Here is a 25,267-nt window from a genome sequence, read left to right as displayed (position 1 = left end):
CTTAAAAGACTATGCTCAAAAGACTCGCTCGACGGTTGTACTCCTACGCGCATCACCATACAATAGGCAAGCACATTGTAAGAAAAACATTTAGAAAACAGTGTCGGCAAAGCAGTATTAGCAACACTGCCTATCGACAGTTTGCCCTTTTTATTTTATTGATAATTGTTGTCTTGCGAGGTAGCTTTGAACGCACGCCCTAATAATACCAGTGACCAGTCCCCGACAGATACACTTCATTCGGCCAGCTTATTTAATCCCATGGATTCAGTCGGTTCAGTCGGCATTGTCACGCCTCAGATTTTTCATTTCGCTGAGCCATTGACGTTAGAATGTAATCGTACTTTGCCATCGTTTGATTTAATCATCGAAACTTATGGCACGCTAAATAGCGACAAATCAAACGCGGTACTTATTTGCCATGCGCTATCAGGCAGTCATCACGCCGCCGGTTTTCATAGCGATGATGATAAAAAAGCCGGTTGGTGGGACAATATGATTGGCCCTAATAAAGCGATCGACACCAATCGGTTTTATGTCGTATGTGTCAACAACATCGGCAGCTGTTTCGGCTCTACCGGTCCAACGACCATTAATCCTGACAGTATCGATTCAGACCAGAATAATGTAAACAAAAACAGTTTAGACAAAGACAGTTTAAACAAAAACAATCCAGCCAGTGAACCGCAAGTTTATGGTCCTGACTTTCCGCTCGTCACTATTAAGGACTGGGTAAAAACCCAAGCGATGCTCTCAGATCGCCTCGGTATTGACGTTTGGCATGCCATTGTTGGTGGCTCAATGGGTGGTATGCAGGCGCTGCAATGGTCAGTTGATTATCCTAATCGATTAAAACGCTGCGTGGTCATTGCCAGCACGCCAAAGCTCTCTGCACAGAATATCGCCTTTAATGAAGTGGCGCGTCAGTCTATATTGTCTGACCCTGACTTCAAAGAGGGACGCTATTTACAAGCAGGCACCTACCCTCGTCGCGGGCTAATATTGGCTCGAATGGTTGGGCATATCACTTACTTAACCGATGACGCGATGAAGGCGAAATTTGGTCGTGATTTAAAGTCTGGCAAATTTATGTATGGCTACGATGTTGAGTTCCAAGTGGAGAGCTATTTACGCTATCAAGGTGAGCGCTTTAGCGAAAATTTCGATGCCAATACTTATTTGCTCATGACAAAAGCCTTAGATTATTTTGATCCAACACGTGACTATCCATCAGCCATGGCAACAGATTCGACAGAATCAGCAGCGCAGCTTAAGGACTCGATTGCCACATCAGTCGAATCTAGTAAACAAAGCACGCAACCTGCGTTAGAAGATACGGTGGCAACGATAGATGAGAGTGAACAGAATCGTCAGCTAGAGCTTTCTGCGCTCAAAGCCGCCTTTGCCCATACGCAATGCCAATACCTAGTGGTCTCATTTACCACCGATTGGCGCTTTGCACCGGAGCGCTCACAAGAGATTGTCGATGCACTGATGGCGACTGGCAAACCCGTCAACTATATCAATGTCGATGCGCCGCATGGTCATGATTCTTTCTTATTTGATATTCCCCGTTACATGGGTGCCGTCCGAGGATTTTTGACTGCGCCATTTATCACCGACAGCAAATCAAAACAACCAGCACAAAGCACAAATCAAAGCAGCCAGCAAAAATCAGGAGCACGCTCATGAGAATGGATCATCAATTGGCTGAGCGCTGGATTGCGCCGCACTCACATGTACTGGACTTGGGCTGCGGCAATGGTGAGCTACTCGCGCATTTACAACAAAATCGCGGCGTCACTGGCTACGGACTTGAGATTGACGAAGAAAAAATCAACGATGGTATCGCCAAAGGCTTATCTATCATCGAGCAAGACCTGAATGATGGTCTAGCACGTTTCGCTGATAACAGTTTCGACACCGTCGTCATGGCACGGGCGCTGCAAGCGGTCAAATCACCTGATGTGCTTTTGCTTGATATGCTACGTGTTGCCCGCGAAGCCGTCATCACCTTCCCTAACTTTGCGCATTGGCAAAACCGTCTTCACCTTGGTCTAAAAGGTATGATGCCCGTTTCAGAAGCACTGCCTTATGAGTGGTATAACACCCCAAACATTCATCTGTGTACGTTTAAGGATTTTGAGCAGCTTTGTGCACAGCATGATATTCATATCGTCAACCGCTTTGCCGTCAGCGATTCTGAAAAAGGTCATACGCCACTTATAAAAGCATTGATACGCCAAGCACCCAACCTATTGGCAGACGTCGCTATCTATCGTGTCACCAAACAAAAACCTGAATAATAGATTTATCTACTTGGGGCGTATCTTCATTTTAAAAATGGTGATAAAAATGAGATAAATTGCTGTCAAATAAGGATAGTAGCGCAAATAATATCGAGATATTGCTAAGCTATTTGACGATGTTTGGCAAAATTTAACCATTTTCTGCCCATTTAGAGGATAATCGATTGAATTGAAGACACGCCCTAGCATTGGTTGAAAGCGGTAGCACGGCTCATAAATACAAATTTTAACCTTAATGACTGTTTAATTTGTTCTTACGCTTAAGTAACTCTATGATTTTATTGAGGACAATGAGGTATGAATAAGCATTAAATCATGTAATTAGTATTTGAGTTTCGTAAGTTTGGGTGTTAAGCTAGCAAAATAGTGTCAATCGCACCCTGATTCTGACCGTTTATCGGTTCGATTAAAGGCATTTGCCACACTACATCGATTAATTATATTGCTAATGATTAGGTAAGTTGGTATCGCAAGATTTCACCTAATTGTTATCGCCGTCTAAACCCTTTTAGCGGTGCAACTTTTTTTGCTTATTAACTGCCTAATTTTGGAGCTGCTATGAAATTATTAAAAGCTGCGTTGTTTACTGCCTTATTTTCTTGTGCAGGTCTAGCAAACGCTGAGTTAATATCAAACGTGCCACTTGATACGTCACGTTTTGAGCTAATGCCAGTTAGTGAACTGTCTAACCGCGCTGCTCAAGGTAACGATCACGCTCAGTTTTATTTAGCCAAGCGCTTACAGAAAGGCGAAGGTATTGCAAAGAATACCCAACAAGCTATTCAGTGGTATACCAAAGCGGCTCAGCAAGGCGTTGCCCCTGCTCAGTTGAATCTTGCCATCATGTACTTGCGCGGTGAAGGTGTGCAGCCTAATTTGCAACAAGCGAAAGTTTGGTTAGAAAAAGCCGCAATGCGCGGCGATAACCGTGCCAGCTATACGCTTGCATTGCTCGATGAAAAGCAAAAAAATCTCGTCGATGCTTATAAATGGTACGATTTGGCTGCCCGTGATGGCATGCTTGATGAAAAAGTACGTAATAAAGCACGCGGTAAAATCGGTCAGTTGGCATTGAACTTATCAAGCTCAGATATCGCTAGCGCCCGCAGCAAAGCGGATACTTGGTTCCAGAGTAAGTAAACCAGTTAATAAAATTTGAGACAATAAAGACCCAGCGTAACTGCTGGGTTTTTTATTATCTATAATATCAGCTTAGGTTGACTTATCATGAGACAACGTTTACTAGTTACAGCTTAATTTTAAATCAATGATTAAAGGAGAATTTGGTGGCAGAACACTTAAAAGGGATAGGCGAAGAACCGTTAGAAGGGATAGGCGGTTGGCTGTGGTTGGTCGCTCTTGGGATAGTAGCTTCACCTTTACGAATCATCTTTCTTATTTTTCCACTTTATTCTGAAATATTCAAAGATGGTTCTTGGGAGATATTGACCTCATCAGGAACCGAAGCGTATCATCCTATGTGGGCGCCAATCATATTAGCAGAAATGACTATTAATGCTGCATTAGTGCTCACATGGATATTTGTTGGATTCTTATTCTTCTTGAAGAAGGCTATCTTTCCAAAGTTCTATATCTGCATTCTACTGTTTACTCTCGTATTCATCATTATCGATGCGATGGCGGTTAAAATTATTTTCCCTAATGATCCTATTTTCGATCCTGATACGACTAAAGAGCTGGTTCGAACGCTTGTCGCTTGTCTTATATGGATACCCTACATTCTTATTTCGAAGCGAGTACAAGCTACTTTTGTGAAAAAACTGTGATGACTACAATTACCTCTTTTTTGTTTTAACTGTAGAGATTTCAATCCATGAGAGGTTTTTCGTACACTATATCTTCATATTGCGAACATTATGGGTATAAGTTATGTTCAAAAACTCTGCAAAATTTGCTACACTACCTCCGCATTAGCTAATCCCACAATCATGCTAGTGTTATATTTAATCTACATACCTAACCCAACGCACTAGGTTTGCGACCTAGCCAGCAGGAGAAAAATATGAGTACCATTCAAGACCATAATACAGCTAGCAATATCCAAAACAGCACTGTCACCGACAACAAATCAGCCCCAGCCTACGATAGCGTCACCAATAACATCGTCGTTGCCGCTCTATATAAGTTCACGCGTTTTGCTGACTTTGAGCAATACCGCGAGCCAATTTTAAATAATATGCTCGATAGTGATGTCAAAGGCACGTTATTGATTGCTAATGAAGGCATTAATGGTACGATTTCTGGCACACGCCAAGGTATTGATAACGTCCTTGAGTATCTGCGCAGTATCGAAGCGATTGGCAGCTTTACCTTTAAAGAATCTTATACCGATGCTCAGCCTTTTTATCGTACCAAAGTGAAGCTCAAAAAAGAAATCGTTACCATGGGCGTTGAAAATATCGACCCATTGCAATCAGTTGGACGCTATGTAAAACCAAGCGAATGGAATGCGTTAATCTCAGACCCTGACGTCATTCTTATCGACACCCGTAATGATTATGAAGTTAAAATCGGTACGTTCCAAAATGCCGTCAATCCAAATACCGAAACGTTCCGCGAGTTCCCAGAATACGTCGCGAAAGAGATGGATCCAGCCAAACATAAAAAAGTCGCGATGTTCTGTACCGGTGGTATACGCTGTGAGAAGTCTACTGCTTATATGCGTGAGCAAGGCTTTGAAGAGGTGTATCATTTAGAGGGCGGCATCTTAAAATATCTAGAAGAAATTCCAGCCAGCGACTCTATGTGGCAAGGCGATTGCTTCGTTTTTGATAACCGCGTGTCGGTCAATCATAACTTAGAAAAAGGCAGCTATGAGCAATGCTTCGCCTGCCGTATGCCCATTACCGTCGATGACATGCAAAGCCTTGCTTATATCAAAGGCGAGTCTTGCCCACACTGCATTGATAAAGCGACTGACGAGCAAAAATCCCGTTTTCGTGAGCGCGAGCATCAAATGCAGCTGGCAAAGAAACGTGGCGAAGCGCATATTGGTAGCGATGTGATTGATGTGATTGAGAAACGCAAAGCCGCTAAAATTGAAGCACGTCGTCAAGCAGAGGAAGCCAATAGAGCTAACGCTGAATAAATTTAAGCTTGATAAAAGCAAAAAGGACGCCCCAATCAAATATTTGATTGGGGCGTCCTTTTTGCTTTATTAGTACTAACTTATGACTTACTTAGTACGTAATATGGCTTAGCTACCGCGGTAAGTGCTATAGCCGTATGGAGACAAAGTGATTGGCACATGGTAATGGTTATCGCCTTCGATATTGAAATTGACTTCAACATATGGATAGAAAGACTCTAGACCTTGATTTCGGAAATAAGGAGTCGTCTCAAAAATCAACTTATAAGTACCGTCATGCTCAACACCGTCTTGATTCGGTAAGAAGTTGCCGATACGACCATTATTATCAGTCTTTTGCGCATTAAGCAACTTCCAGCTACCAGTTTTCTCTTGCATCATCAGTTTTACATTGACGTTTGGTGCTGGTTTGCCTGTACTAATGTCTAAAATATGACTAGATAATTGATATTTATCTTGATCACCAGCAGCATGGCTAGCCGTTGCAGTCATAGCTAATACGCTACCAAATGCAGCTGCCTTGAGTAAGTTTTTTTTCATGAATCATCCTATTCAGTCAATTGTATGTGTTAAATGAATTATCTTCTTCAGCAAGCTATTTACCATTTTTAAGTATGCCTGTCCGTAGAAAATAACCGTGATTTACCTCAAAAACATAATCAATCATGTTGTTCATTAAAAATATATTCATCATTATAGGCTTAATGTACTGGTGTAGTTTAGATTGTTAATAAGACCGTATAATTAAGATAATGTTAACTTATATAAAAATGAGTATAGTAGACCTCTTGCAAAAGTAGTTTCAAGACTCAAAGACTATAACTGGACCCTAAATATTTAAAAGATATGCCAAATATAGCCAAACTACTTGAACAGAGCGATGCAGGTTTTAAACGTTATACTGGCATCCACAAAGCCACTTTTGAGAAAATGCTAGAAGCCATGCAAGAGCATGAAGCTTCCAAGACCAAATCAGGTCGTCCAAGTGAACTTAGCTTAGAGGCGCAGATTTTACTCGCACTGACCTATTGGCGTGAATACCGAACCCTTTATCATATTGGTGTGGACTTCAACGTTCATGAGTCCTCTGCCAGTCGCATTGTCAGAAGAGTAGAAGACATCCTTATCCACTCAGGCAGATTTGATTTGCCACGAAAACTGCCACACGGTAAGCCTGAGGATATCAATTGGTCAGCAGTCATCATTGATGCCACCGAAACGCCCATTGAACGGCCAAAAAAACCAAAAACAGTACTACAGTGGAAAAAAGAAACAACATACCTTAAAAGCGCAAGTCATCGTACATTGGCAAACAGGACTGATATTGGATGTGCAAACCTGCAACGGTTCAGTACATGACTTTAGTCTTTATAAACAAACTTGTCCTGATTGGCTGCCTAAAAACACCAGCTATCTAGCAGACAGCGGTTATCAAGGTATAGCCAAGCTACACGATCAGACCTTTATCCCCTTTAAGAAACCAAAAGGCGGTGAGTTGCTAGCGCTTTGCAAACAGGCCAATCAATATTTGGCAAAATGTCGTATTCTGGTTGAGCATAAAATAGGGCTGATTAAGCTATTCAAAATTGTGGCTGAACGCTACCGTAATCGACGTCAACGTTATGATTTAAGAATGAAGCTGTTCGCAGGACTGGTAAATCTTGAGCTTAATATCTGACTTTTGCAAGAGGTCTAGTGAATGTAAAACTTACATTCGCTATAATTCGTGCTACTCATAAATAAAAAGCATCAATGCAATGATTGAACATTGCAATTGCTTGATTTAAGACAAAAAAATAGCAGACTATCTGAATGATGGTCTGCTACTGTTACGCTAAAAATTATGCTTACATGCAAATATTATTTAAAACAAAATACGCACGCGAATCGTCTCTTCTACGTCTTTTAACTGATCTAGCGCGGCAGTTGAATCATTATAATCAACATCCATGACCAAATAACCGACATCGCCTTCTGTCATTAGGCTCTGTGCTAGGATATTAATTCCTGCTTCTGCAAACAGACGGTTGATCTGAGACAGCACGCCTGGCACGTTTCTATGGATATGTAATAGACGATGTGAGTTTTCTTTGAATGGAATAGAAACTTCTGGGAAGTTCACGGCTGTCGCTGTGTCACCTTGGTCAGAGTATCTAACAAACTTATCAGCGACTTCAAGTCCGATATTGGCTTGTGCTTCTTGAGTTGAGCCACCAATGTGCGGCGTCAAGATGACGTTATCAAATTTACGCAGTGGTGATTCAAACTCTTCATCAGCTGATTTTGGCTCTTTCGGGAATACGTCAATCGCTGCGCCCAAAATTTTACCAGATTCAAGCACAGCGGCTAAATCATCAATCTCTACGCAAGTACCACGAGCGGCATTGATAAAGTAGCTACCGTCTTTCATATGTGCGAACTGCTCAGCTTTCATCATGTAGCGGGTGCTTGGTACATCAGGCACATGCAATGTCACGATGTCAGCCGTTGATAGTAGCTCTTCTAAGCTACCTACTTGTACCGCATTACCTAGTGGCAATTTGGTCACAGCATCATGATAAATGACTTTCATGCCAAAGCTTTCTGCTAAGACAGACAGTTGCGAACCGATAGAGCCATAACCGACGATACCGATAGTCTTACCACGTACTTCATGTGAATTGGTCGCAGACTTGCCCCAACCGCCACGATGTACGGTCGCGTTCTTTTCAGGAATTCCGCGATATAGCATGATGGCTTCGGCCAATACCAATTCAGCCACCGAGCGGGTGTTTGAGTAGGGCGCGTTAAAGACGGGAATACCCAAATCACGTGCAGCATCTAAGTCTACTTGGTTAGTACCGATACAAAAACAGCCAATACCGATGAGCTTGTGCGCGTGCTCAAGTACTTCACGTGTCAATTGCGTACGCGAACGGATACCTATAAAGTGAGCGTCTTTAATCTTTTCGATCAGCTCATCTTGATCTAATGCGTGACTGATATTCTCGATGTTATGATAACCAGCTCCTTCCAATACTTTTAAAGCATTGTCATGTAGACCTTCAAGCAATAAAAACCGGATTTTGTCTTTTTGTAGTGATAACGCCATATGAGAACTGTCCTATAATTGTCTTGTAAAATTATCTGAGGGATAATCTGTAGTCGAAGCCGTTTAAAGTAGGTACAAAGTAACCAAGCGCAAACCATACACTGAGTACATTAAATGAGGTTAACGTCGTAACCACTTACCAATGCTTTAACTATAGGGTGGGTGAAACGAAAACAGTCTGGATATCTTACACAAAATTGGGCGGCGATGTTAGCAGATTAGATGAATTATTGGTTATCAAGCCTGAAAACTTTTTATGCTATAGTAAATCACGCTGTTCGACGTTTATTAAACTATTTTTTACCATTTACAGCCATATAAGCACGCAGCATGACATCTTTCTATCATTGCTTTACTGGCTCACTTATAATCATATAAATACGTACTATATAAACATACCTATGTGGCTATGTTTATATCCATTTAGCGATATAATAATCCCCTTTAGGCATAGCGCTTACGTTTATACCGAGATTTGACCATGACTTCTTTATCTAGCCAAAGCACCTCTGCAACCCATACAGCTGCTGTTCAAACTATTTTAAGCACGCTCATTGATGCCCATCAGTTTGACGCCAGCCAAATCAAAACCGACCCTGAGAGTTTAGAACATTGGGGCAAGGACTGGACCAAGCATTTTGCGCCTGCCGCTGCTGCTATCGTCTTTCCAAAGACGACTGAGCAAGTACAAGCCATCGTATTGCTTGCCAATGAGCACAATGTGGTCTTAACGCCAAGTGGCGGTCGTACTGGTCTATCTGCTGGTGCTGTCGCCGCCAATGGCGAGATTGTCGTCAGTATGGATAAGATGAACCGTATCGGACAGTTTTATCCAGCTGATCGAATAGTTGAAGTCGAAGCAGGCGTCATTACTCAGCAGTTGCAACAATTCGCAGAATCGAAAGACCTTTATTATCCTGTCGACTTTGCCTCAGCTGGCTCAAGTCAAATAGGTGGCAATATTGGCACCAATGCAGGCGGTATCAAAGTCATACGCTACGGCATGACTCGTCAATGGATCATGGGGCTGACAGTGGTCACTGGTAAAGGTGATATCTTGCAGCTCAATCGCGGTATGGTCAAAAATGCGACGGGTTATGACTTGCGCCAATTATTTATCGGTAGCGAAGGCACACTTGGGCTTGTGACCCATGCACAAATCAAGCTTGAGCGTCAGCCACAAGACTTAAATGTCATGGTACTTGGTATGGACAGCTTTAATGATGTGATGAATGTGCTGTCTGCCTTTCAGGCAAAGATTGATTTGACCGCTTTTGAGTTCTTTGATGATGTGGCTATTGATAAGTTGATGGCACACGGTCAAGTACAAGAGCCATTTGAGTCGCGCACCAAATTTTATACGCTATTAGAGTTTGAAGCACCGTACGAGCCGATCATGGATAAGGCCATGGCGATATTTGAGCATTGTATGGAACAAGGCTGGGTCGTCGATGGTGTCATGAGCCAGAGCTTGGCACAGGCTGAAGAGCTGTGGAAATTGCGCGAATACATCTCCGAGACCATCTCAGTATTTACGCCTTATAAGAACGATGTATCTGTACTGATAAGCTATGTCCCTGAGTTTATCACCGAGATTGATCACATCGTTAGCAGCAACTACCCTGACTTTGAGGTTTGCTGGTTCGGTCATATTGGCGATGGCAACTTGCATCTTAATATCTTAAAGCCTGAAAACATGAGCAAAGATGATTTCTTTGCAGAGTGTCAAATCGTCAACAAATACGTGTTTGAGACGGTGCAAAAGTATGGCGGTTCAGTATCTGCCGAACATGGCGTCGGTATGACTAAAAAGCCCTATTTACAGTATAGCCGCAGCAAGACTGAGATTGAGTACTTACGAGAGGTGAAAAAAGTCTTTGATCCAAATAATATTATGAACCGTGGCAAGATTTTTGATATGTAAGTGCTTATTTAATAATTAAAGTAATAAATAAGCGAGTATGAAAAAGACGCTAAACGTGATGGTTTAGCGTCTTTTTTTGTCTTATAAAAGTGATTATTTATAAAAATAACAACACTAGCGCTACCACTAATAACACACTTAAAACACCTTGGACGATTAAAAATGCTTGATGCGGGGCGGCGATATGACGAAACATGTTGCCCAGTGCATTGTAGGTAATACCGGCCGCTTTGATATGTGGCGGCGTATCAAAGGTTTTGATGATTTGTAAAAAATTCTCGGTACGATCAGGCGACCAATTATGCGGCGCAAATGGCAAATATGGCGATAACTGTGCGGCTTGCTTTTTGCTCGCTGGTGACCATAACCAACGCTCTAAAAATAATAAGCGCATACGCCAATCCGCAAAACGGCGATGTTCTATCCTCTGCAACAGCAATATTTCAGTATTCTTATGGCGCTTATCCGCAAATATGCGTTGTTTTAAGGCAAATACGTGCGCTTTCTCACCCTCGATGCATTGCAAAAAATGACCACTACCATAACATAGAGTACCTGTAATGCCATGCTGTTGATTATAGTTACGCGCATGACATTCTACTTCATCAAATATAGAGGCGCTTAAACGTGAAACAAGCGTCAAACTACTAACATACACCAATTGAACCAGCGCTGAGTCTTCTATCTCATCCCAGCTACTGACTCTATTGTTGTGACTTGAGGGCATAATAAAAAAATCCTAAAAAACCGATTAAATACGGCTAAACAAAACAAACACAACGACGCCCCAATGAAAAAAGACAGCGACTCACAAAAACGTAGCAAATAGTTACCACGTTAAACTGTCATTACTTGAGTAGCTTGTTATGATAACCAGCAAAACAAATAGACCAAAACGAAGCGCCCTAAGATATGCTATTTAAAAATAATGTTAAGCTAACAGAATATCTGTACTGACATCCTCAGGTTAGAAGCTGTACCAAACACTTGGCTTGTATTAACCCCAACGACTGTTTGTGAACATTATGAAAAATTTTATAGTTACTTCAATTCATAGCTAATTTAATTTACAGACACTTCAATTTAAATTTATAGCTACTTTAAAATGATATGAGGTTCAAAAAACACGTCAGTAGCGCCAAAGCTGACAGAATTCATAAGATAAATCATTTTCATAACTTATTGTAAATACAGTGATAATTGATTGTAACGATAATATTTTATGATTGGAATATTTTTATCACTTTTTTTACACAAAAAATTGCCAACTGAATTGTGGCAACGCATGCTATTTGATATCACTAAAATTAATAAAGATCCAAAACAGGAACATTATGAGCAAAATAGAAAAACTAGACGACTTTCATCTAACCATCGCTGAAATCAAGAAAAAAGACTATCCACAATTAAAAGCACTGATGGATCGTGTCTATGTCAACTTGGGCGGTGCATGGTCAAAGAACACTATTAACACCTTAATCGATGCCTTCCCTGAAGGTCAGATCGCTTTATTTGATCATGATCAATTGATTGGTATCGTGTTATCTATGCGTGTTGATTATGCCACGTTTTCTAACCCGCACACCTACGACGACTTGATTGGTCATAAAGAGATTATCAGAGACAACCCTGAAGGCGATGCTATTTACGGTTTAGATGCGCTGATCGACCCTGAATACCGTGGTTATCGCCTAGGACGTCGATTATACGATGCCCGTAAAGAGCTGTGTCGCCAGTTAAACTTCCGAGCTATTTTGGCTGGTGGTCGTATCCCGAACTATCATAACCATCAAGATCTCACACCTGGCGAATATATTGAAGCCGTCGCGGCTCGTGAAATTCATGATTCTGCATTGTCTTTCCAACTCTCAAATGGCTTTATCGTCAAGCGTATCTTAACGGCTTATTTGCCTGACGATAAACAATCTAAAGGTTTTGCTACTCTACTTGAGTGGGCAAATATTTATTACGAGCCGCAGGACTATAAGCCAAACACTCGTAAGTCTGAGGTGCGTATTGGTGGCATCCAATGGCAAATGCGTGAAGTCGAGTCACCTGAAGAGCTGCTGCAGCAAGTCGAATTCTTTGTCGATATTATGGCTGATTACAATTCTGACTTTGCTTGTTTACCAGAGTTCTTTAACGCACCGCTGATGGGTCTGTGTGAATCGACGGATCAAAACGTCGCTATTCGATTTTTAGCCGGTTATACCGAATGGTTTAAAAATGAGATATCGCATTTAGCGGTCAGCTACAACGTCAACGTCATTACAGGCTCGATGCCGTACTTGGACGAGGACGATACGTTATATAATGTCAGCTACTTGTGCCGCCGCGATGGTACGGTCGAAGAGCAGCGCAAAATCCATATTACCCCGCATGAGCGTAGCGCTTGGGTCATCGAAGGCGGTGACGAGGTTAAGGTGTTTGATACCGATGCCGGTCGTATTGGTATTTTGGTCTGTTATGACGTTGAATTCCCTGAGCTTGCCCGCCTCATGGCACTTGATGACATGGACATCTTGTTCGTGCCTTTTTGGACAGACACGCAAAACGGCTATCTACGCGTGCGCCACTGCGCCCAAGCACGTGCAATTGAAAACGAATGCTATGTGATGATTTGTGGTTCGGTTGGTAACTTACCACAGGTTGAAAGTCTCGATATTCAATATGCGCAGTCCTCTATCTTCTCGCCATCAGATTTTGCTTTCCCGCATGATGCGATTATGGCAGAAACCACTGCCAACACTGAGATGGTATTCTTCTCAGATGTGAACTTAGACAAGCTTATTCATGTCCGTAACGAAGGCTCGGTACATAATCTGCTTGATCGCCGTGATGACTTGTATAGTTTGAAATGGAAAAGAAAATCTAAAGTATCAGCCAGTAAGCTAAGCGATGATGAGCGCCTCGAAAACTCTGGTAGTGTCCTGCTCGGTGATCCATTACAAAACCGTGCGCAAAAACCTTAATCAGTCATTTTAAAATACCAACACTGAACACGGTTTAATAAAGTTTATGAATAATACGGCTGACATTTCAGCCGTTTATTTTTATCTATCAACAACCACTTATCAAAGCCATTTATACAAAACCTATAGCAAAAAAGCAGCCATTATGACGACTGATACTGATACTGAAAAATCCATTAAAAAGCCAAAGAAAACACCCAAGCAAAAGGGGTTGTCTATCGCTAAAAATATCCTCATATATGGCTTGGTATTTGCTGTTATTTATACCGCTATTAATTGGTGGCGACAGCCTATCATGCCAGCCAACCCGCAATTGCAACTGACCGATTATCAAGGGCAAGTCGTTGACTTAGCGGCGCTGAGCAATGAACAACCAACGCTGGTGTATTTTTGGGGCACGTGGTGTCCCATTTGTAGTATCACCTCGCCGACCATAGACAGACTTGCCGCCGCAAATGATTATCCGGTCGTTACGATTGCTATTAAATCAGGTACTGACCAAGAGCTGCATCGCTACCTTAATGAAAACAGCTATCGCTTTACGACGATAAATGATCAAGAAGGCAGCATCTTCGCTGATTGGCAAGGACAAGTGACACCTTCGTATGTCATATTAAAGAATGGCGAGATGACTCAAGGTTTGACGGGCATTCAACCCTTATGGTCGCTGAAATTGCGCTTATGGTTATCATCAGTTTTTTAACGCTTAGCCTGCTGTTTAGAGTCCAGTCGGTAGACAATGGCACTTGCCATCCGTATGATTCAATAGGTGATGCATCACTCGTATAAATGATTGGTTTTGGCTAAAATAAGGACAATACTGACCAGCTCTTTTTACCCTAGACTTTTTGTCATATAATAGCTGCCAATCTCATTGCCTCTTTTTAGTTTATTGCTATCACGGTATTTTATTATCCATAAGCATATTTTATGTTGCATTCGTCTCGATAGCATTTATTATTGACGTGAGCATATTTATGACGTTGATGCACAACGACATATTATAAGTGAGAAAGCGATCATCAACGGTTAAGCAGCCAGCTAAGCATTACCCTAAATGTCACATCTGACTTTACATCGATTTTTAATCCATTTTCTAAAAAGACACCTTCTATGACTGATAAAAGTACTGATACGCCAAGCCAGGATTATAAAGACACGCTAAACCTTGCCGACACGCCATTTGCGATGCGTGCCAACCTTGCCAAGCGCGAACCAGATTGGCTGGCGGCTTGGGAAGCGGATGACGTGTACGGCAAAATTCGTCAGGCTCGTGCTGGAGCGACCAAATATATTTTGCACGATGGCCCTCCCTACGCCAACGGTCAGATTCACTTGGGTCACGCGGTTAATAAAGTACTCAAAGACATTATCGTGAAGTCAAAAACGCTATCAGGCTTTGATGCGCCTTATGTCCCCGGTTGGGACTGTCATGGTCTGCCTATCGAGCAAAAGGTTGAAGCCAAAGTTGGCAAGGTTGGTCAAAAAGTCTCCGCCACTGAATTCCGTGGCCTGTGCCGCGAGTATGCGAGTACCCAGATTGAATTGCAAAAGGCAGACTTTAAACGTCTGGGCGTGTTTGGTGATTGGGACAACCCTTATCTGACGATGAACTTCCATCAAGAAGCCAACATCGTACGCGCCCTTGCCAAAATTTATGACAATGGTCATGTGACTCGCGGTATGAAGCCGGTCAACTGGTGCTTAGACTGTGGCTCTGCGCTGGCTGAGGCCGAAGTTGAATACCAAGACAAAGTCTCAGACGCTATCTATGTGAGCTTCGATGTTTTGGACACCGATAAGGTTGCAGCGTTGGCTGAAATAGCGGGCAATATCGCCGCTGTTATTTGGACGACGACCCCTTGGACATTACCAGCGAACCAAGCCATCTCTGTACATCCTGAGCATAACTATAGTGTGGTGGCGACTGAAAAAGGTAATTTGCTATTAGCCGCGGATTTGGTTGAAACGGCATTAACTGAACTTAAACTTAGCAATCAGGGCGTGCTAGCGACCGTATCTGGGCGCGAGCTTGAAGGCTTGCGTGCCCAGCATCCACTGATTGCAGACCGCCAAGCGCCATTAATCTTAGGCGATCACGTAACCACAGATAGTGGTACTGGACTCGTGCACACGGCACCCGGTCACGGTCTTGACGATTATATCGTTGGTTTAAAATATAATTTACCTGTGGAAAACCCTGTAAGCGGTACGGGTGTCTATTTGGATAGCGCGGCGGTATTTGCTGGTGAGCACATCTACAAAGCCAATCCAAAAATCATCGCCGCACTGCATGACAATGGACATCTAATCAGTCATACCAAGATTGAGCATAGCTATCCACATTGCTGGCGTCATAAGTCGCCGATTATTTTCCGCGCAACGCCGCAGTGGTTTATTAATATGGAAACCAAAGGTCTGCGTGAGCGTGCGCTTGCTGATATTCCAGCAGTAAGCTGGACACCAGCATGGGGACAAAACCGTATTGAAGCCATGATGACGGGTCGCCCAGACTGGTGTATCTCACGTCAGCGTACATGGGGCGTGCCGATTACTTTCTTTACCCATAAAGAAACAGGCGAGCTGCATCCAAACACGCTTGAGTTGATGGAAGTCGCTGCACAAAAAATCGATGCGGGCGGCGTGGAAGCGTGGTTTGATGCCAGCTGTGAAGACTTCTTGGGCAGTGAAGCCACTGACTATGACAAAGCGACTGACACCTTGGACGTTTGGTTTGACTCAGGCACGACGCATTTTGCGGTACTCGATCAGCGTGATGAATTGACCAACCCAGCTGACATCTATCTAGAAGGCTCTGACCAACATCGCGGCTGGTTCCAGACGTCATTGCTAACGTCAGAAGCCATGTATGAACGTCCACCGTTCAAGCAAGTATTGACCCATGGTTTTGTGGTTGATGAAAACGGTCGCAAGATGAGTAAATCACTTGGCAATATCATCACGCCGCAGGAAGAGATCAATAAAACAGGCGCGGACATGCTGCGTTTGTGGATTGCCTCAAGCGACTATCGTTATGAGATGAGCGCAGGTAAAACGGTATTTAAGGGTGCAATCGATATGTATCGCCGTATCCGTAATACCCTGCGTTTCTTACTTGCCAATACCGACGACTTTGATCCAGCGACCAACAGCGTCGATATCAATGAACTGGTCAGCCTTGATAAATTCATCATTGAGCGCGCGCAAACCGTGCAAGCACAAATCATTAGTGCTTACGATGCGATGGATTTTCACCAAGTCACCCAGCATATTACTGCGTTCTGTTCGCAAGATTTGGGCAGTTTCTATTTAGATATTATCAAAGATCGTCAGTATACGACTCAGACTGATGGACAGCCGCGTCGCTCTGCGCAAACGGCGATTTACCATATCGTTCAGGCACTCATTCGCTGGATTACGCCGATTTTGTCATTCACGGCACAAGAAGCGTGGGAAGTATTGCATGGCGCTGACAGTTATGTATTTACTGAAGAATGGTATAAATTTCCAGAATTTGAGCTAAGCGCGATCAGCAACGATGACTGGCAACGTATCATGTTGGCAAAGGATATGGTCAATAAACATATCGAGACCGCACGTGGTGAAAAAATCATCAACGCTAACTTATCTGCCGATGTTAATCTATATGCTGACGGTGCAATGCATGAAAGCTTAGCCAAGCTGGGTGAAGAGCTGCGCTTTGTACTAATCACTAGTAGCGCAACTTTGAAACCAATGAGCGACGCTCCTGCCGATAAAACAAGCACAGATGAGCAAACTGACGGCAGCACGGATGAATCAGCAGACTTAGTGGTCAATGTGAGCGCCGCAGCTGGCACCAAGTGCGTACGCTGCTGGCATATCCGTGATGATATCGGTACGGATAGTGCACATCCAGAACTATGCGCGCGCTGCGTGACTAACGTCAGCGGTGATGGTGAGGTGCGCCACTATGCCTAACCATACGCCTAACTCGACAGAATCATCAGACAACAAGCCGCCATATGGTGAAGTCGATAAATCACCTGAGCCAGCTCATGCCACCACAGGCAGCTCAACGACACCGAAAAGTCGTCTGAATAAGACGCCAAAAATGATTGCGAATGGCCGTCGTGCGTTTACGTGGTATCTCCTATCGTTGGTCGTGCTAATCATCGATCAATGGACGAAGTGGCTGGCTGAAACTAAGCTGACTTTTCATGAGCCAGTGCCTGTGATTGAGCCTTTTCTGAATTGGACATTGGCATACAACTATGGCGCGGCATTTAGCTTTTTGGCAGATGCCGGTGGTTGGCAGAAGTGGTTTTTTTCGGGACTGGCATTGATAATGTCGCTATTTTTAATTGGCTACCTGATAAAAGCCCCGCGCCAAGCCAAGCTACTATCGACAGGCCTAGCGCTAGTACTCGGCGGTGCGGTTGGCAATCTCATTGACCGCTTGCTACATGGTCACGTCATCGACTTCATCCATGTACACAACGCTGATGTCTGGCATTACCCTATCTTTAATATTGCGGATATGGGCATTAGTATCGGTGTGGCGTTGATTGTCATTGACATGCTGTTTTTAGAAAAAAAGCGTGAAATGCCGCGGTCATAATTTTAAATCGCATTAATACAGTTAGATTTATAAATAAAAAAGGTGGGTTTGAACTGAACCCCATAAGTTGGACACAACTTATGGGGTATTTTTATGCGTTACGATCTAGACTTTAAGATGCAAGTCATCGCATACTATCGGCAAGGCCATAGTAGTCACGCCACCGCTAAGAAGTTTAACGTCAATCCAGAGTTTGTACTCAAATGGGTTAAGCAATACCAAAGCGGTGGCATAAATGCCATTAAGCCAAAGACAAGTAAGGCCAAATACAGCAGTGAGTTTAAACTTAACGTACTAACCACCATGCTTAAAGAAGATTTAAGTCAATCTGAGGTGGCACTGAAGTTTAACATCAGCTCACCGGCGCTCATTAGTCATTGGCACAAAGCTTATCGACTACAGGGTATGTCTGGACTCGTATCTAAACATAAAGGTAGAACCGCCATGAGCAAACCATTTATCACAGACAAGCCAGATGATGAAAAGAGCTTAGCAGAGCTTAAGCGTGAGAATGAGTATCTACGTGCGGAGAACGCCTACCTAAAAAAGCTAGATGCCTTGCTCAAACAGAAGAAGAAACAAGCTTTGAAAAAGCAAGGCTCATCGAAGGACTAAGAGAGCGCTGCTGTTTATCTGACTTACTTAAAGCCGCTGGTATGCCCAAAAGTGTCTTTTACTATCATAGAGCAAGACTTGAGCGTGATGACAAATACACTGAATTAAAACAGCGTATTGCTAAGCTGTATCATCAGCACAAAGGCAGGTATGGCTATCGCAGAATCACTGAGGCTCTAAAGCAGTTAGGTAGTCATTACAACCACAAGCTCATCGCTAAGCTGATGCGTAACATGAAGCTTAGCGCCAAGATAAGACGTCAGAAGTACCGCTCTTATAAAGGACAACAAGGTAAGATTGCAAAGAACTATTTAAAGCGCCAGTTTACTGCAGATAAACCGAACACACGCTGGCTCACCGATATTACTGAGTTTAAGGTGGGTGATCATAAGCTGTATTTATCACCCATACTCGATTGTTATAACAATGAGATCATCAGCTATACGCTCTCAAAGAGACCCACTTATGACTTAGTTGGTAAGATGCTAGCTAGTGCTTTAGATAAGACAAAGGCGTGCCGTGGTAAAAGATTAATGCTGCATTCAGATCAAGGGTGGCATTATCAAATGAAACCGTTTAGCACGACGCTTAAACAGCATGGAATTAAGCAAAGTATGAGCAGAAAAGGCAACTGTTTGGATAATGCACTGATAGAGGGGTTCTTCGGTACGCTGAAGTGCGAGACGATTTATATTGAGAAACCGAAAACTATTGAGCAGTTAGAGAAACAGATTCATGAGTATATGCATTATTATAATCATGAGCGTATTCAACTTAAATTAAAAGGACTGAGTCCTGTGCAATACAGAACTCAGTCCTTGTTATAAACTAAACCGTCCAACATTTGGGGTTCAGTTCAGTTACGCAGGAGCCTTTCCTAAAAACTGTGTAACTGCTTATAATCCACTAACCGGAGAATAAGCAATGACTACTCAATCTGACATTAAAAAACTGGCCGAGCAAATGGCTGGTAGCATGAAAAGCTTTGATGACATCAAAGACTTCCAAAAGCAGCTCATGCAATCCTTTATCGATACTGCCTTAGAGGCTGAGATGGAAGACCATCTCGGCTATCCCAAGCATGAAAAGGCGGATAAACCTAATAAGCGTAACGGTCACACTAAAAAGACCGTCCGCAGTGACACAGGCGATCTTGAGATCTCCACCCCAAGAGACCGTCATGGTGACTTTGAACCTACACTCGTGCGCAAGCATCAAACCCGTATTAGTGGCCTTGATGACAAGATCATATTCCTTTACGCCAAGGGTCAAACCACCACCGAGATCGTAGAGAGCATTAAAGAGCTCTACGATGTCGACATCTCAAGCTCTCTTGTCTCAAGAGTCACCGATAACATATTAGAGGACATCACCGCTTGGCAGAACCGGCCGCTGAGCAGTGTTTATCCTATCGTCTATTTGGACTGCATCGTCGTGAAGATACGTCAAGACAAGCAGATCATCAACAAGGCGATCTATCTGGCCTTAGGCGTGGGACTCGACGGCAGAAAAGAGCTGCTTGGTATGTGGCTCTCAGAGAATGAAGGCGCTAAGTTCTGGCTAGGCGTTCTCACTGAACTACAAAACCGCGGGGTACAAGATATCCTCATTGCCTGTGTCGATGGTTTAAAGGGCTTCCCTGATGCTATCAACACCGTTTATCCAAACGCTCAGGTTCAGCTGTGTATCGTGCATATGCTGCGCTATTCAATGAAGTTTGTGCCATGGACGGATAAGAAGAAAGTAGCGGCTGATTTAAAAGCCATCTACGGAGCTGATACGCTTGAGATAGCCGAGGCCAATCTTGAACACTTTGATGAGACTTGGGGCACAGAGTACCCGCACGTGGTCAAGTCTTGGCGCAATAACTGGGAGGGCTTAACGGTGTTCTTTAATTACCCTAAAGACATCAGAAAAGCCATTTATACCACCAATGCTATTGAGTCTTTAAACAGCGTGATTCGGACAGCGGTGAATAAGCGTAAGGTGTTCCCCTCTGATCAGGCAGCATTCAAAGTGGTGTACTTAGCCACCCAGCAGGCATCCAAAAAGTGGTCGATGCCAATCCGTAACTGGACGTCTGCTCTGAATCGTTTTATGATTATGTTTGATGATCGTATCAGCAGGCATTTAATCTAAATGGCAGTTACACAGAATCTGGGATGGTCTCTTACGCAGTCGTAACCCACCTTTTTTATTTATCATTTTTTCTGATAAAGGCTATTAGTTAGCATAGAGTATTGTGCCTATACGCCACTCTCAACAGCTTACATTCATGATTGATTATCTCTTAGGAAACTTCTCACGCTTCGATAGTTTTCCAAGATAATCTTGAACCTGCTCAGGCAACTCAACGCCCAGCATCTTTAACCATGAAAACAAATGCTGATAATAAATGTCTGCCAGCGTAAAGTTTTCCCCCGCTATATACTCCTGCTCATCTACCCAAGCATAAGCAATCGGTAGGGCTTTTTGGATACACTTCATGCAGTTGTTAGCGGTGCGCTCAGGCCAGTTTTCATAATTGTCTAATACTTTGATTTTGGTGAGTATCCATAGATAACTCTCAATCTCGATCATGCCAAATGAAATCACTTGGCGAAGTTTATAGTTTTTCTCAGCGAAGTTCTCATCTGCTGTATTTGGTGTCAAAGGTTTGTCAGGGTGTAACTCATTGAGATACTCAATAATAGCCAACGACTCAGTAAAGTGTTTGCCTTCATGTGTGATGGTAGGGATTTTACCAAAGGGGTTAACGGCTAAAAACTCAGGACTTCGCTGCTCTCCTTTTTTGCCATCTATTTCTTTGGTCTCATATTCTAAGCCCAGCTCCTGCAATGCCCAAATGACCGTTTCAGCGCGACTTGGATGGGTGTATTTGTATAAAGTAATCACTTACGTTCGCCTTTTATTATTAATAAAATCCATTTAAGGTTTATTCTGAAAAATCGTGCTTATTGCGTACAATTCATCATACTCGCACAAAATACCAGCGTACGGCAACCAGCCACTCAAGATATAAAACTTTGATATTTCATCAGCTGTTTATTTTAGACCTAAGCATTAAACATTAAAACTGCACCGCTCACTATGATAAACAAACAAGTGCTTTTATACCAAAGAATCAAGTAATTCTTGCAAAAATGTCAAGCCTCCCCCTGCCAATATAAACAATAACCCAGCCATATTAATTACGACAGTCAAATAATACACCACTCGAAATTCAGGCTTTTGCGACTTGTGGCGTAGATACGTTTGCGCAACCATCGCGCCCACCCAACCGCCCAGCGCACTTAGCAGATGCAAGGTTGATTCAGGTGTGCGCCAATCATTATTCTGAGCAGCGGCTTTGTCCTTGGCATACATCATATAAGTAATGAGACCCAAGGCCACGTACCAACCCACAACCAGCCAGCTGAACTTGTTCATGGCGGCCAATAAGATTAATACGCCATAAAAGCCCACACCAAGGAACAAACGTTTCTTTTGTCCTGCTTCAAAGTCTGCTTGCATACTACGTTTGTGATTACGCTGACGGATTTTCTGATTTTTTTGCGCCATTTTTTGCTGCACAAAGCTCAGCTCTTGTACATCTTTTGCTTGCATACGCCCTTGATTGTCCTGCCCAAATGTAAAAACAACTGGCTCACCGACCTCAGGGCGACGACGCGCTTTAAACTCATTGATATGAAAGAATATTGAATCACCATTCTGTGTTTCGATAAAACCAAAGCCTTTGTCATCTTGCCACTTTTTAATGTGACCTTGTTGTTTATTTACCATAAAAACCCCTGCCTACTCTTAGAATTGCCAAATATATTACACTATTTGCGTTACACTATTTACGCTTACATACTCTCCAAGATGGCTTATCATTTCTTATATTATTTGCCAAACCAATTCCTAATCCCGTAATAAATGGCTGTTGACTATGACCGACTCACAATTTATCACTCCCAATGAAGACACCCGTATCACTTTTGGCAGCCTTGTAAAGCTGCACTTTGAAGTATCACTAGAGAACGGTACGATGATTGATTCTACTTTTAGCCGTGATGCGCCTGTGACGCTCACCATCGGTGATGAAAGTTTGTTACCTGGCTTTGAGCAGGTATTAATGAACCTGCGCGCAGGTGACACGCGCTCTGCTCACCTTAAGCCGGAGCAAGCATTTGGCGATTGGAATCCTGACAACATCCAACATTTCAGCCGTACTCAGTTTGCGTTAATCGCTGATAATCCAGAAATCGGCATGATGGTAGAGTTCGAAGACAAAGGCAAAAACACGCTGCCGGGTACGATTAGTGCACTCGATGACGATCAAGTCGAAGTGGATTTTAACCATCCCCTTGCCGGGCAATCCCTGTTATTTAAAGTAAAAATCTTTAAAGTTACCCCGCCTGGTGTCACTGGTATAAAGCTCATGTAATCGCTTGAAAAACTGTCAGCTATAAAAATACATTTACAAAGGACATTCATATGCAATATCAAATGTTGCCACAACTCAATGAAAAAGTTTCTAAGATTTGTTTAGGCACGATGACATGGGGACAGCAAAATACCGAGACCCAAGCACATGAACAAATGGACATGGCGCTAAGCGAAGGGGTGAATTTTTGGGATACGGCGGAAATGTATCCATCGCCGCCGGATAAGGACAAGCAAGGCGATACTGAACGCTTTATGGGTACATGGTTTAATAAAACCAAACAGCGCGATAAAGTCATTCTTGCTAGCAAAATATCGCCGATGGATTTTTTGCGTGATGGGCAAACGCGTTTTAATGCCGAACATATTAGCAGCGCCATCGATGGCAATCTTCAGCGTTTGCAGACCGATTATATTGATATTTATCAGCTCCATTGGCCTGAACGTCAGGCGAATTTTTTAGTCAGCTTGGCTATACCGAAGAGATGGCATCGCAACCATTAGATGATTTGACGCCATTTCTAGAGACCATTCAAGCGTTAAACGATGAGATTAAAAAAGGGCGTATTCGCGCTTATGGACTATCGAACGATACCGCTTGGGGACTGATGCGCTATCTATGGGAGGCGGATAAAAATGGTTTGATCTCTCCTATCACGGTGCAAAATCCTTATAGTTTGCTAAATCGCTTATATGAAGTCGCTATGGCCGAGATTACGCACCGTGAAAATGTAGGTCTATTGGCTTATTCACCGCTTGGCTTTGGTGTCTTATCTGGTAAATATCTCGATGGCAAACGCCCAACTGGTGCGCGACTCACGATGTATGATCGCTTTGCGCGCTATACCAATGAACAAGCGCTATCAGCCACTGCTCAATACGCCAAAATTGCAGCGGATGCAGGTTTAGATATGGCACAGATGGCATTGGCTTTCGTTAACTCACGCTCATTTGTCACCAGTAACATTATTGGCGCTACTACGATCGAGCAGCTAAAATCCAACATCGATAGTATCCATTTAACCTTAAGCTCAGAAGTATTGGAAGCGATTGAAGCGGTGCATACCCAGCATCCTAATCCTTCACCCTAATTTTAGCTTGATGTGACACCATGGTCTGATGCAAACCAGACTTTAGCGCATTGAGGCTGTCGTATTTATAATCGACAAAAAAAGGCGCAAATCGCAGTTATAAACTGAGCGATTTGCGCCTTTTTATTGGAGCCTGTTGAATATTTGCAATTATTATGCTGTCAGCGCTTTATACTTTAGCGACTTTCGTTAAGACTCGCGAATGCAGTTCCGCCAAACCTTCTTGCATACGTGTCTGTAATAAATCAGTCAGCTCACTTTTGCTCATGCCTTTTGGATCTATTGGCTCCAATGGCAATACATAGGCGGTCACATCTTTAGTATCGAGTACCTTTTTTAGGCTCTCTTTCATCGTAAGCTTGCCATAGTAAGGCAACTCTTCACTTAATGTACCGTCTTTATTGACATAAGCAATCACTAGCGGGCGTACGGGCACGTCAGCATCTATGGCTGCTTGTAGCAAAGTACCATGAATACGTTTGATTTTTTTGCCATCGGTGGTGGTCGCCTCAGGAAAGAATATGACCGAGAAACCTTTGGTCAAAAAATTGGCAATTTGGGCGGCGACCGACCCTGCATCACCGGAACCACGCTCAATAAATACCGTGCCTGCTGCATGAGCCAGCTTACCAAATACAGGCCATTCACCGATTTCGGCTTTGGATAAGAAAAAAGCAGGACTCAATGTACCCACCACAGGGATATCCATCCATGACACATGATTGGATACCCATAATCCGTGGTGCTGCTCTACCCGCTCGACTGCCACAACCTTGACGCCAAAAGAGCCTGCCATTTTGCGGCAAAAGGCTTGAATATAGCGTGGTAATTTTTCGCGTGGTGGCTGCTTAAATGCGCCAATACGTTGGGCGGCGCGCAATCCACCAGCGATAGTGGTGGTCATGCCAGCAATTTGTTTGCCGCGCCCCAACTGTTGTCTGAGTGAGAAGCCTGACTTAGATTGGCTCATCTGTGTCCCTCGTGGTTAAAAACTTATGATTATATATCGTAAACAAGCGCCATGAGTATAACAAAATTTATTCAGTCAGTGACGATTTGTTCACTGAGTTGCTGTTTATTCAACCAGTTCTGCTGCGTTCACTGATTTGCCGATGGTTTTCATTTACG

General features: G+C 43.2%; 21 protein-coding genes and 2 pseudogenes. 17 read left to right on the top strand and 6 right to left on the bottom strand.

All coding sequences use genetic code 11. The features are described from left to right. Positions 1–261 precede the first annotated feature (261 nt). The 5 genes from metX (at position 262) to trhO (ending at position 5,418) form a co-directional block, all read left to right on the top strand. Positions 262–1,692: a homoserine O-acetyltransferase MetX gene (gene metX, locus JMV76_RS06350; protein WP_201502089.1), complete on the top strand. Its 1,431-nt coding sequence runs from the start codon at positions 262–264 to the stop codon at positions 1,690–1,692. After that, a complete protein-coding gene (metW, locus tag JMV76_RS06345) occupies positions 1,689–2,306 on the top strand; it encodes a methionine biosynthesis protein MetW (protein WP_201502010.1) in 618 nt (205 codons plus the stop codon). The genes metX and metW overlap by 4 nt, the downstream gene beginning before the upstream one ends. Before the next feature lie 561 nt (positions 2,307–2,867). Further along, positions 2,868–3,449 carry a tetratricopeptide repeat protein gene (locus tag JMV76_RS06340; protein ID WP_045443681.1) on the top strand — a complete coding sequence of 194 codons (582 nt, stop codon included), beginning with the start codon at positions 2,868–2,870 and terminating at the stop codon, positions 3,447–3,449. Positions 3,450–3,595: 146 nt separating this feature from the next. Further along, positions 3,596–4,096: a DUF2569 domain-containing protein gene (locus JMV76_RS06335; RefSeq protein WP_201502009.1), complete on the top strand. Its 501-nt coding sequence runs from the start codon at positions 3,596–3,598 to the stop codon at positions 4,094–4,096. Positions 4,097–4,332: 236 nt separating this feature from the next. After that, the gene (trhO, locus tag JMV76_RS06330; protein WP_227690141.1) at positions 4,333–5,418 is read left to right on the top strand and encodes an oxygen-dependent tRNA uridine(34) hydroxylase TrhO; all 1,086 of its coding nucleotides are present in this window, start codon (positions 4,333–4,335) and stop codon (positions 5,416–5,418) included. 108 nt (positions 5,419–5,526) lie between these two features. On the opposite strand, the gene uraH is transcribed toward trhO, so the two are convergent. Beyond that, positions 5,527–5,958 carry a hydroxyisourate hydrolase gene (gene uraH, locus JMV76_RS06325; protein ID WP_201502008.1) on the bottom strand — a complete coding sequence of 144 codons (432 nt, stop codon included), beginning with the start codon at positions 5,956–5,958 and terminating at the stop codon, positions 5,527–5,529. 306 nt (positions 5,959–6,264) lie between these two features. Between uraH and JMV76_RS15165 the strand changes: the two are divergent. Both JMV76_RS15165 and JMV76_RS06315 read left to right on the top strand, forming a co-directional pair. Continuing rightward, positions 6,265–6,546, top strand: a pseudogene (locus tag JMV76_RS15165) (helix-turn-helix domain-containing protein); the annotation flags it as partial. 79 nt (positions 6,547–6,625) lie between these two features. Further along, positions 6,626–7,096 carry a transposase family protein gene (locus tag JMV76_RS06315; RefSeq protein ID WP_227690170.1) on the top strand — a complete coding sequence of 157 codons (471 nt, stop codon included), beginning with the start codon at positions 6,626–6,628 and terminating at the stop codon, positions 7,094–7,096. Between the two features lie 186 nt (positions 7,097–7,282). Here JMV76_RS06315 and serA read toward each other — a convergent pair whose 3' ends face one another. Continuing rightward, positions 7,283–8,509 carry a phosphoglycerate dehydrogenase gene (serA, locus tag JMV76_RS06310; RefSeq protein WP_045453737.1) on the bottom strand — a complete coding sequence of 409 codons (1,227 nt, stop codon included), beginning with the start codon at positions 8,507–8,509 and terminating at the stop codon, positions 7,283–7,285. Between the two features lie 481 nt (positions 8,510–8,990). Between serA and JMV76_RS06305 the strand changes: the two genes are divergently transcribed. After that, positions 8,991–10,433, top strand: a complete 1,443-nt coding sequence (locus tag JMV76_RS06305) for an FAD-binding oxidoreductase (RefSeq protein WP_201502007.1) — start codon at positions 8,991–8,993, stop codon at positions 10,431–10,433. Positions 10,434–10,530: 97 nt separating this feature from the next. On the opposite strand, the gene JMV76_RS06300 is transcribed toward JMV76_RS06305, so the two are convergent. Then, positions 10,531–11,160 carry a BLUF domain-containing protein gene (locus tag JMV76_RS06300; RefSeq protein WP_201502006.1) on the bottom strand — a complete coding sequence of 210 codons (630 nt, stop codon included), beginning with the start codon at positions 11,158–11,160 and terminating at the stop codon, positions 10,531–10,533. Between the two features lie 607 nt (positions 11,161–11,767). Here JMV76_RS06300 and JMV76_RS06295 point away from each other — a divergent pair. The 7 genes from JMV76_RS06295 (at position 11,768) to JMV76_RS06265 (ending at position 20,759) form a co-directional block, all read left to right on the top strand. Then, a complete protein-coding gene (locus JMV76_RS06295; RefSeq protein WP_045453728.1) occupies positions 11,768–13,405 on the top strand; it encodes a carbon-nitrogen hydrolase family protein in 1,638 nt (545 codons plus the stop codon). 145 nt (positions 13,406–13,550) lie between these two features. Beyond that, positions 13,551–14,108 carry a protein disulfide oxidoreductase gene (locus tag JMV76_RS06290; RefSeq protein WP_201502087.1) on the top strand — a complete coding sequence of 186 codons (558 nt, stop codon included), beginning with the start codon at positions 13,551–13,553 and terminating at the stop codon, positions 14,106–14,108. Between the two features lie 410 nt (positions 14,109–14,518). Beyond that, complete coding sequence (gene ileS, locus JMV76_RS06285) at positions 14,519–17,365, top strand: isoleucine--tRNA ligase (protein WP_201502005.1); 2,847 nt, start codon at positions 14,519–14,521, stop codon at positions 17,363–17,365. Further along, positions 17,358–18,005, top strand: a complete 648-nt coding sequence (lspA, locus tag JMV76_RS06280; RefSeq protein ID WP_083475780.1) for a signal peptidase II — start codon at positions 17,358–17,360, stop codon at positions 18,003–18,005. Before ileS ends, lspA begins: the two co-directional genes overlap by 8 nt. 93 nt (positions 18,006–18,098) lie before the next feature. Next, positions 18,099–18,620 (top strand): helix-turn-helix domain-containing protein, encoded by a 522-nt coding sequence (locus JMV76_RS06275; protein WP_201502004.1) that lies wholly within the window; start codon positions 18,099–18,101, stop codon positions 18,618–18,620. After that, positions 18,608–19,447, top strand: coding sequence for an IS3 family transposase (locus tag JMV76_RS06270; RefSeq protein ID WP_201502079.1), 840 nt, complete (start codon positions 18,608–18,610; stop codon positions 19,445–19,447). Before JMV76_RS06275 ends, JMV76_RS06270 begins: the two co-directional genes overlap by 13 nt. Positions 19,448–19,544: 97 nt before the next feature. Further along, positions 19,545–20,759, top strand: a complete 1,215-nt coding sequence (locus tag JMV76_RS06265) for an IS256 family transposase (RefSeq protein WP_201501528.1) — start codon at positions 19,545–19,547, stop codon at positions 20,757–20,759. A gap of 144 nt (positions 20,760–20,903) precedes the next feature. Here the strand turns inward: JMV76_RS06265 and JMV76_RS06260 are convergent, their stop codons facing one another. Both JMV76_RS06260 and JMV76_RS06255 read right to left on the bottom strand, forming a co-directional pair. Beyond that, complete coding sequence (locus JMV76_RS06260; protein WP_201502003.1) at positions 20,904–21,515, bottom strand: glutathione S-transferase family protein; 612 nt, start codon at positions 21,513–21,515, stop codon at positions 20,904–20,906. A gap of 216 nt (positions 21,516–21,731) precedes the next feature. After that, positions 21,732–22,403, bottom strand: a complete 672-nt coding sequence (locus JMV76_RS06255) for a DUF1294 domain-containing protein (RefSeq protein ID WP_201502002.1) — start codon at positions 22,401–22,403, stop codon at positions 21,732–21,734. A gap of 148 nt (positions 22,404–22,551) precedes the next feature. On the opposite strand from JMV76_RS06255, the gene JMV76_RS06250 reads away from it, so the two are divergent. Beyond that, positions 22,552–23,049, top strand: a complete 498-nt coding sequence (locus tag JMV76_RS06250) for an FKBP-type peptidyl-prolyl cis-trans isomerase (protein ID WP_201502001.1) — start codon at positions 22,552–22,554, stop codon at positions 23,047–23,049. Positions 23,050–23,099: 50 nt separating this feature from the next. Further along, positions 23,100–24,139, top strand: a pseudogene (locus JMV76_RS06245) (aldo/keto reductase). 169 nt (positions 24,140–24,308) lie between these two features. Here the strand turns inward: JMV76_RS06245 and JMV76_RS06240 are convergent. Further along, the gene (locus JMV76_RS06240; protein ID WP_201502000.1) at positions 24,309–25,109 is read right to left on the bottom strand and encodes a lysophospholipid acyltransferase family protein; all 801 of its coding nucleotides are present in this window, start codon (positions 25,107–25,109) and stop codon (positions 24,309–24,311) included. Positions 25,110–25,267: the final 158 nt, after the last annotated feature.

The sequence above is a fragment of the Psychrobacter cibarius genome (assembly GCF_904845955.1).
GTDB classification, from domain to species: domain Bacteria; phylum Pseudomonadota; class Gammaproteobacteria; order Pseudomonadales; family Moraxellaceae; genus Psychrobacter; species Psychrobacter cibarius_B.
Note: the sequence above shows the minus strand (reverse complement) of the source record. Positions and strands in the feature narration are given on the sequence as shown.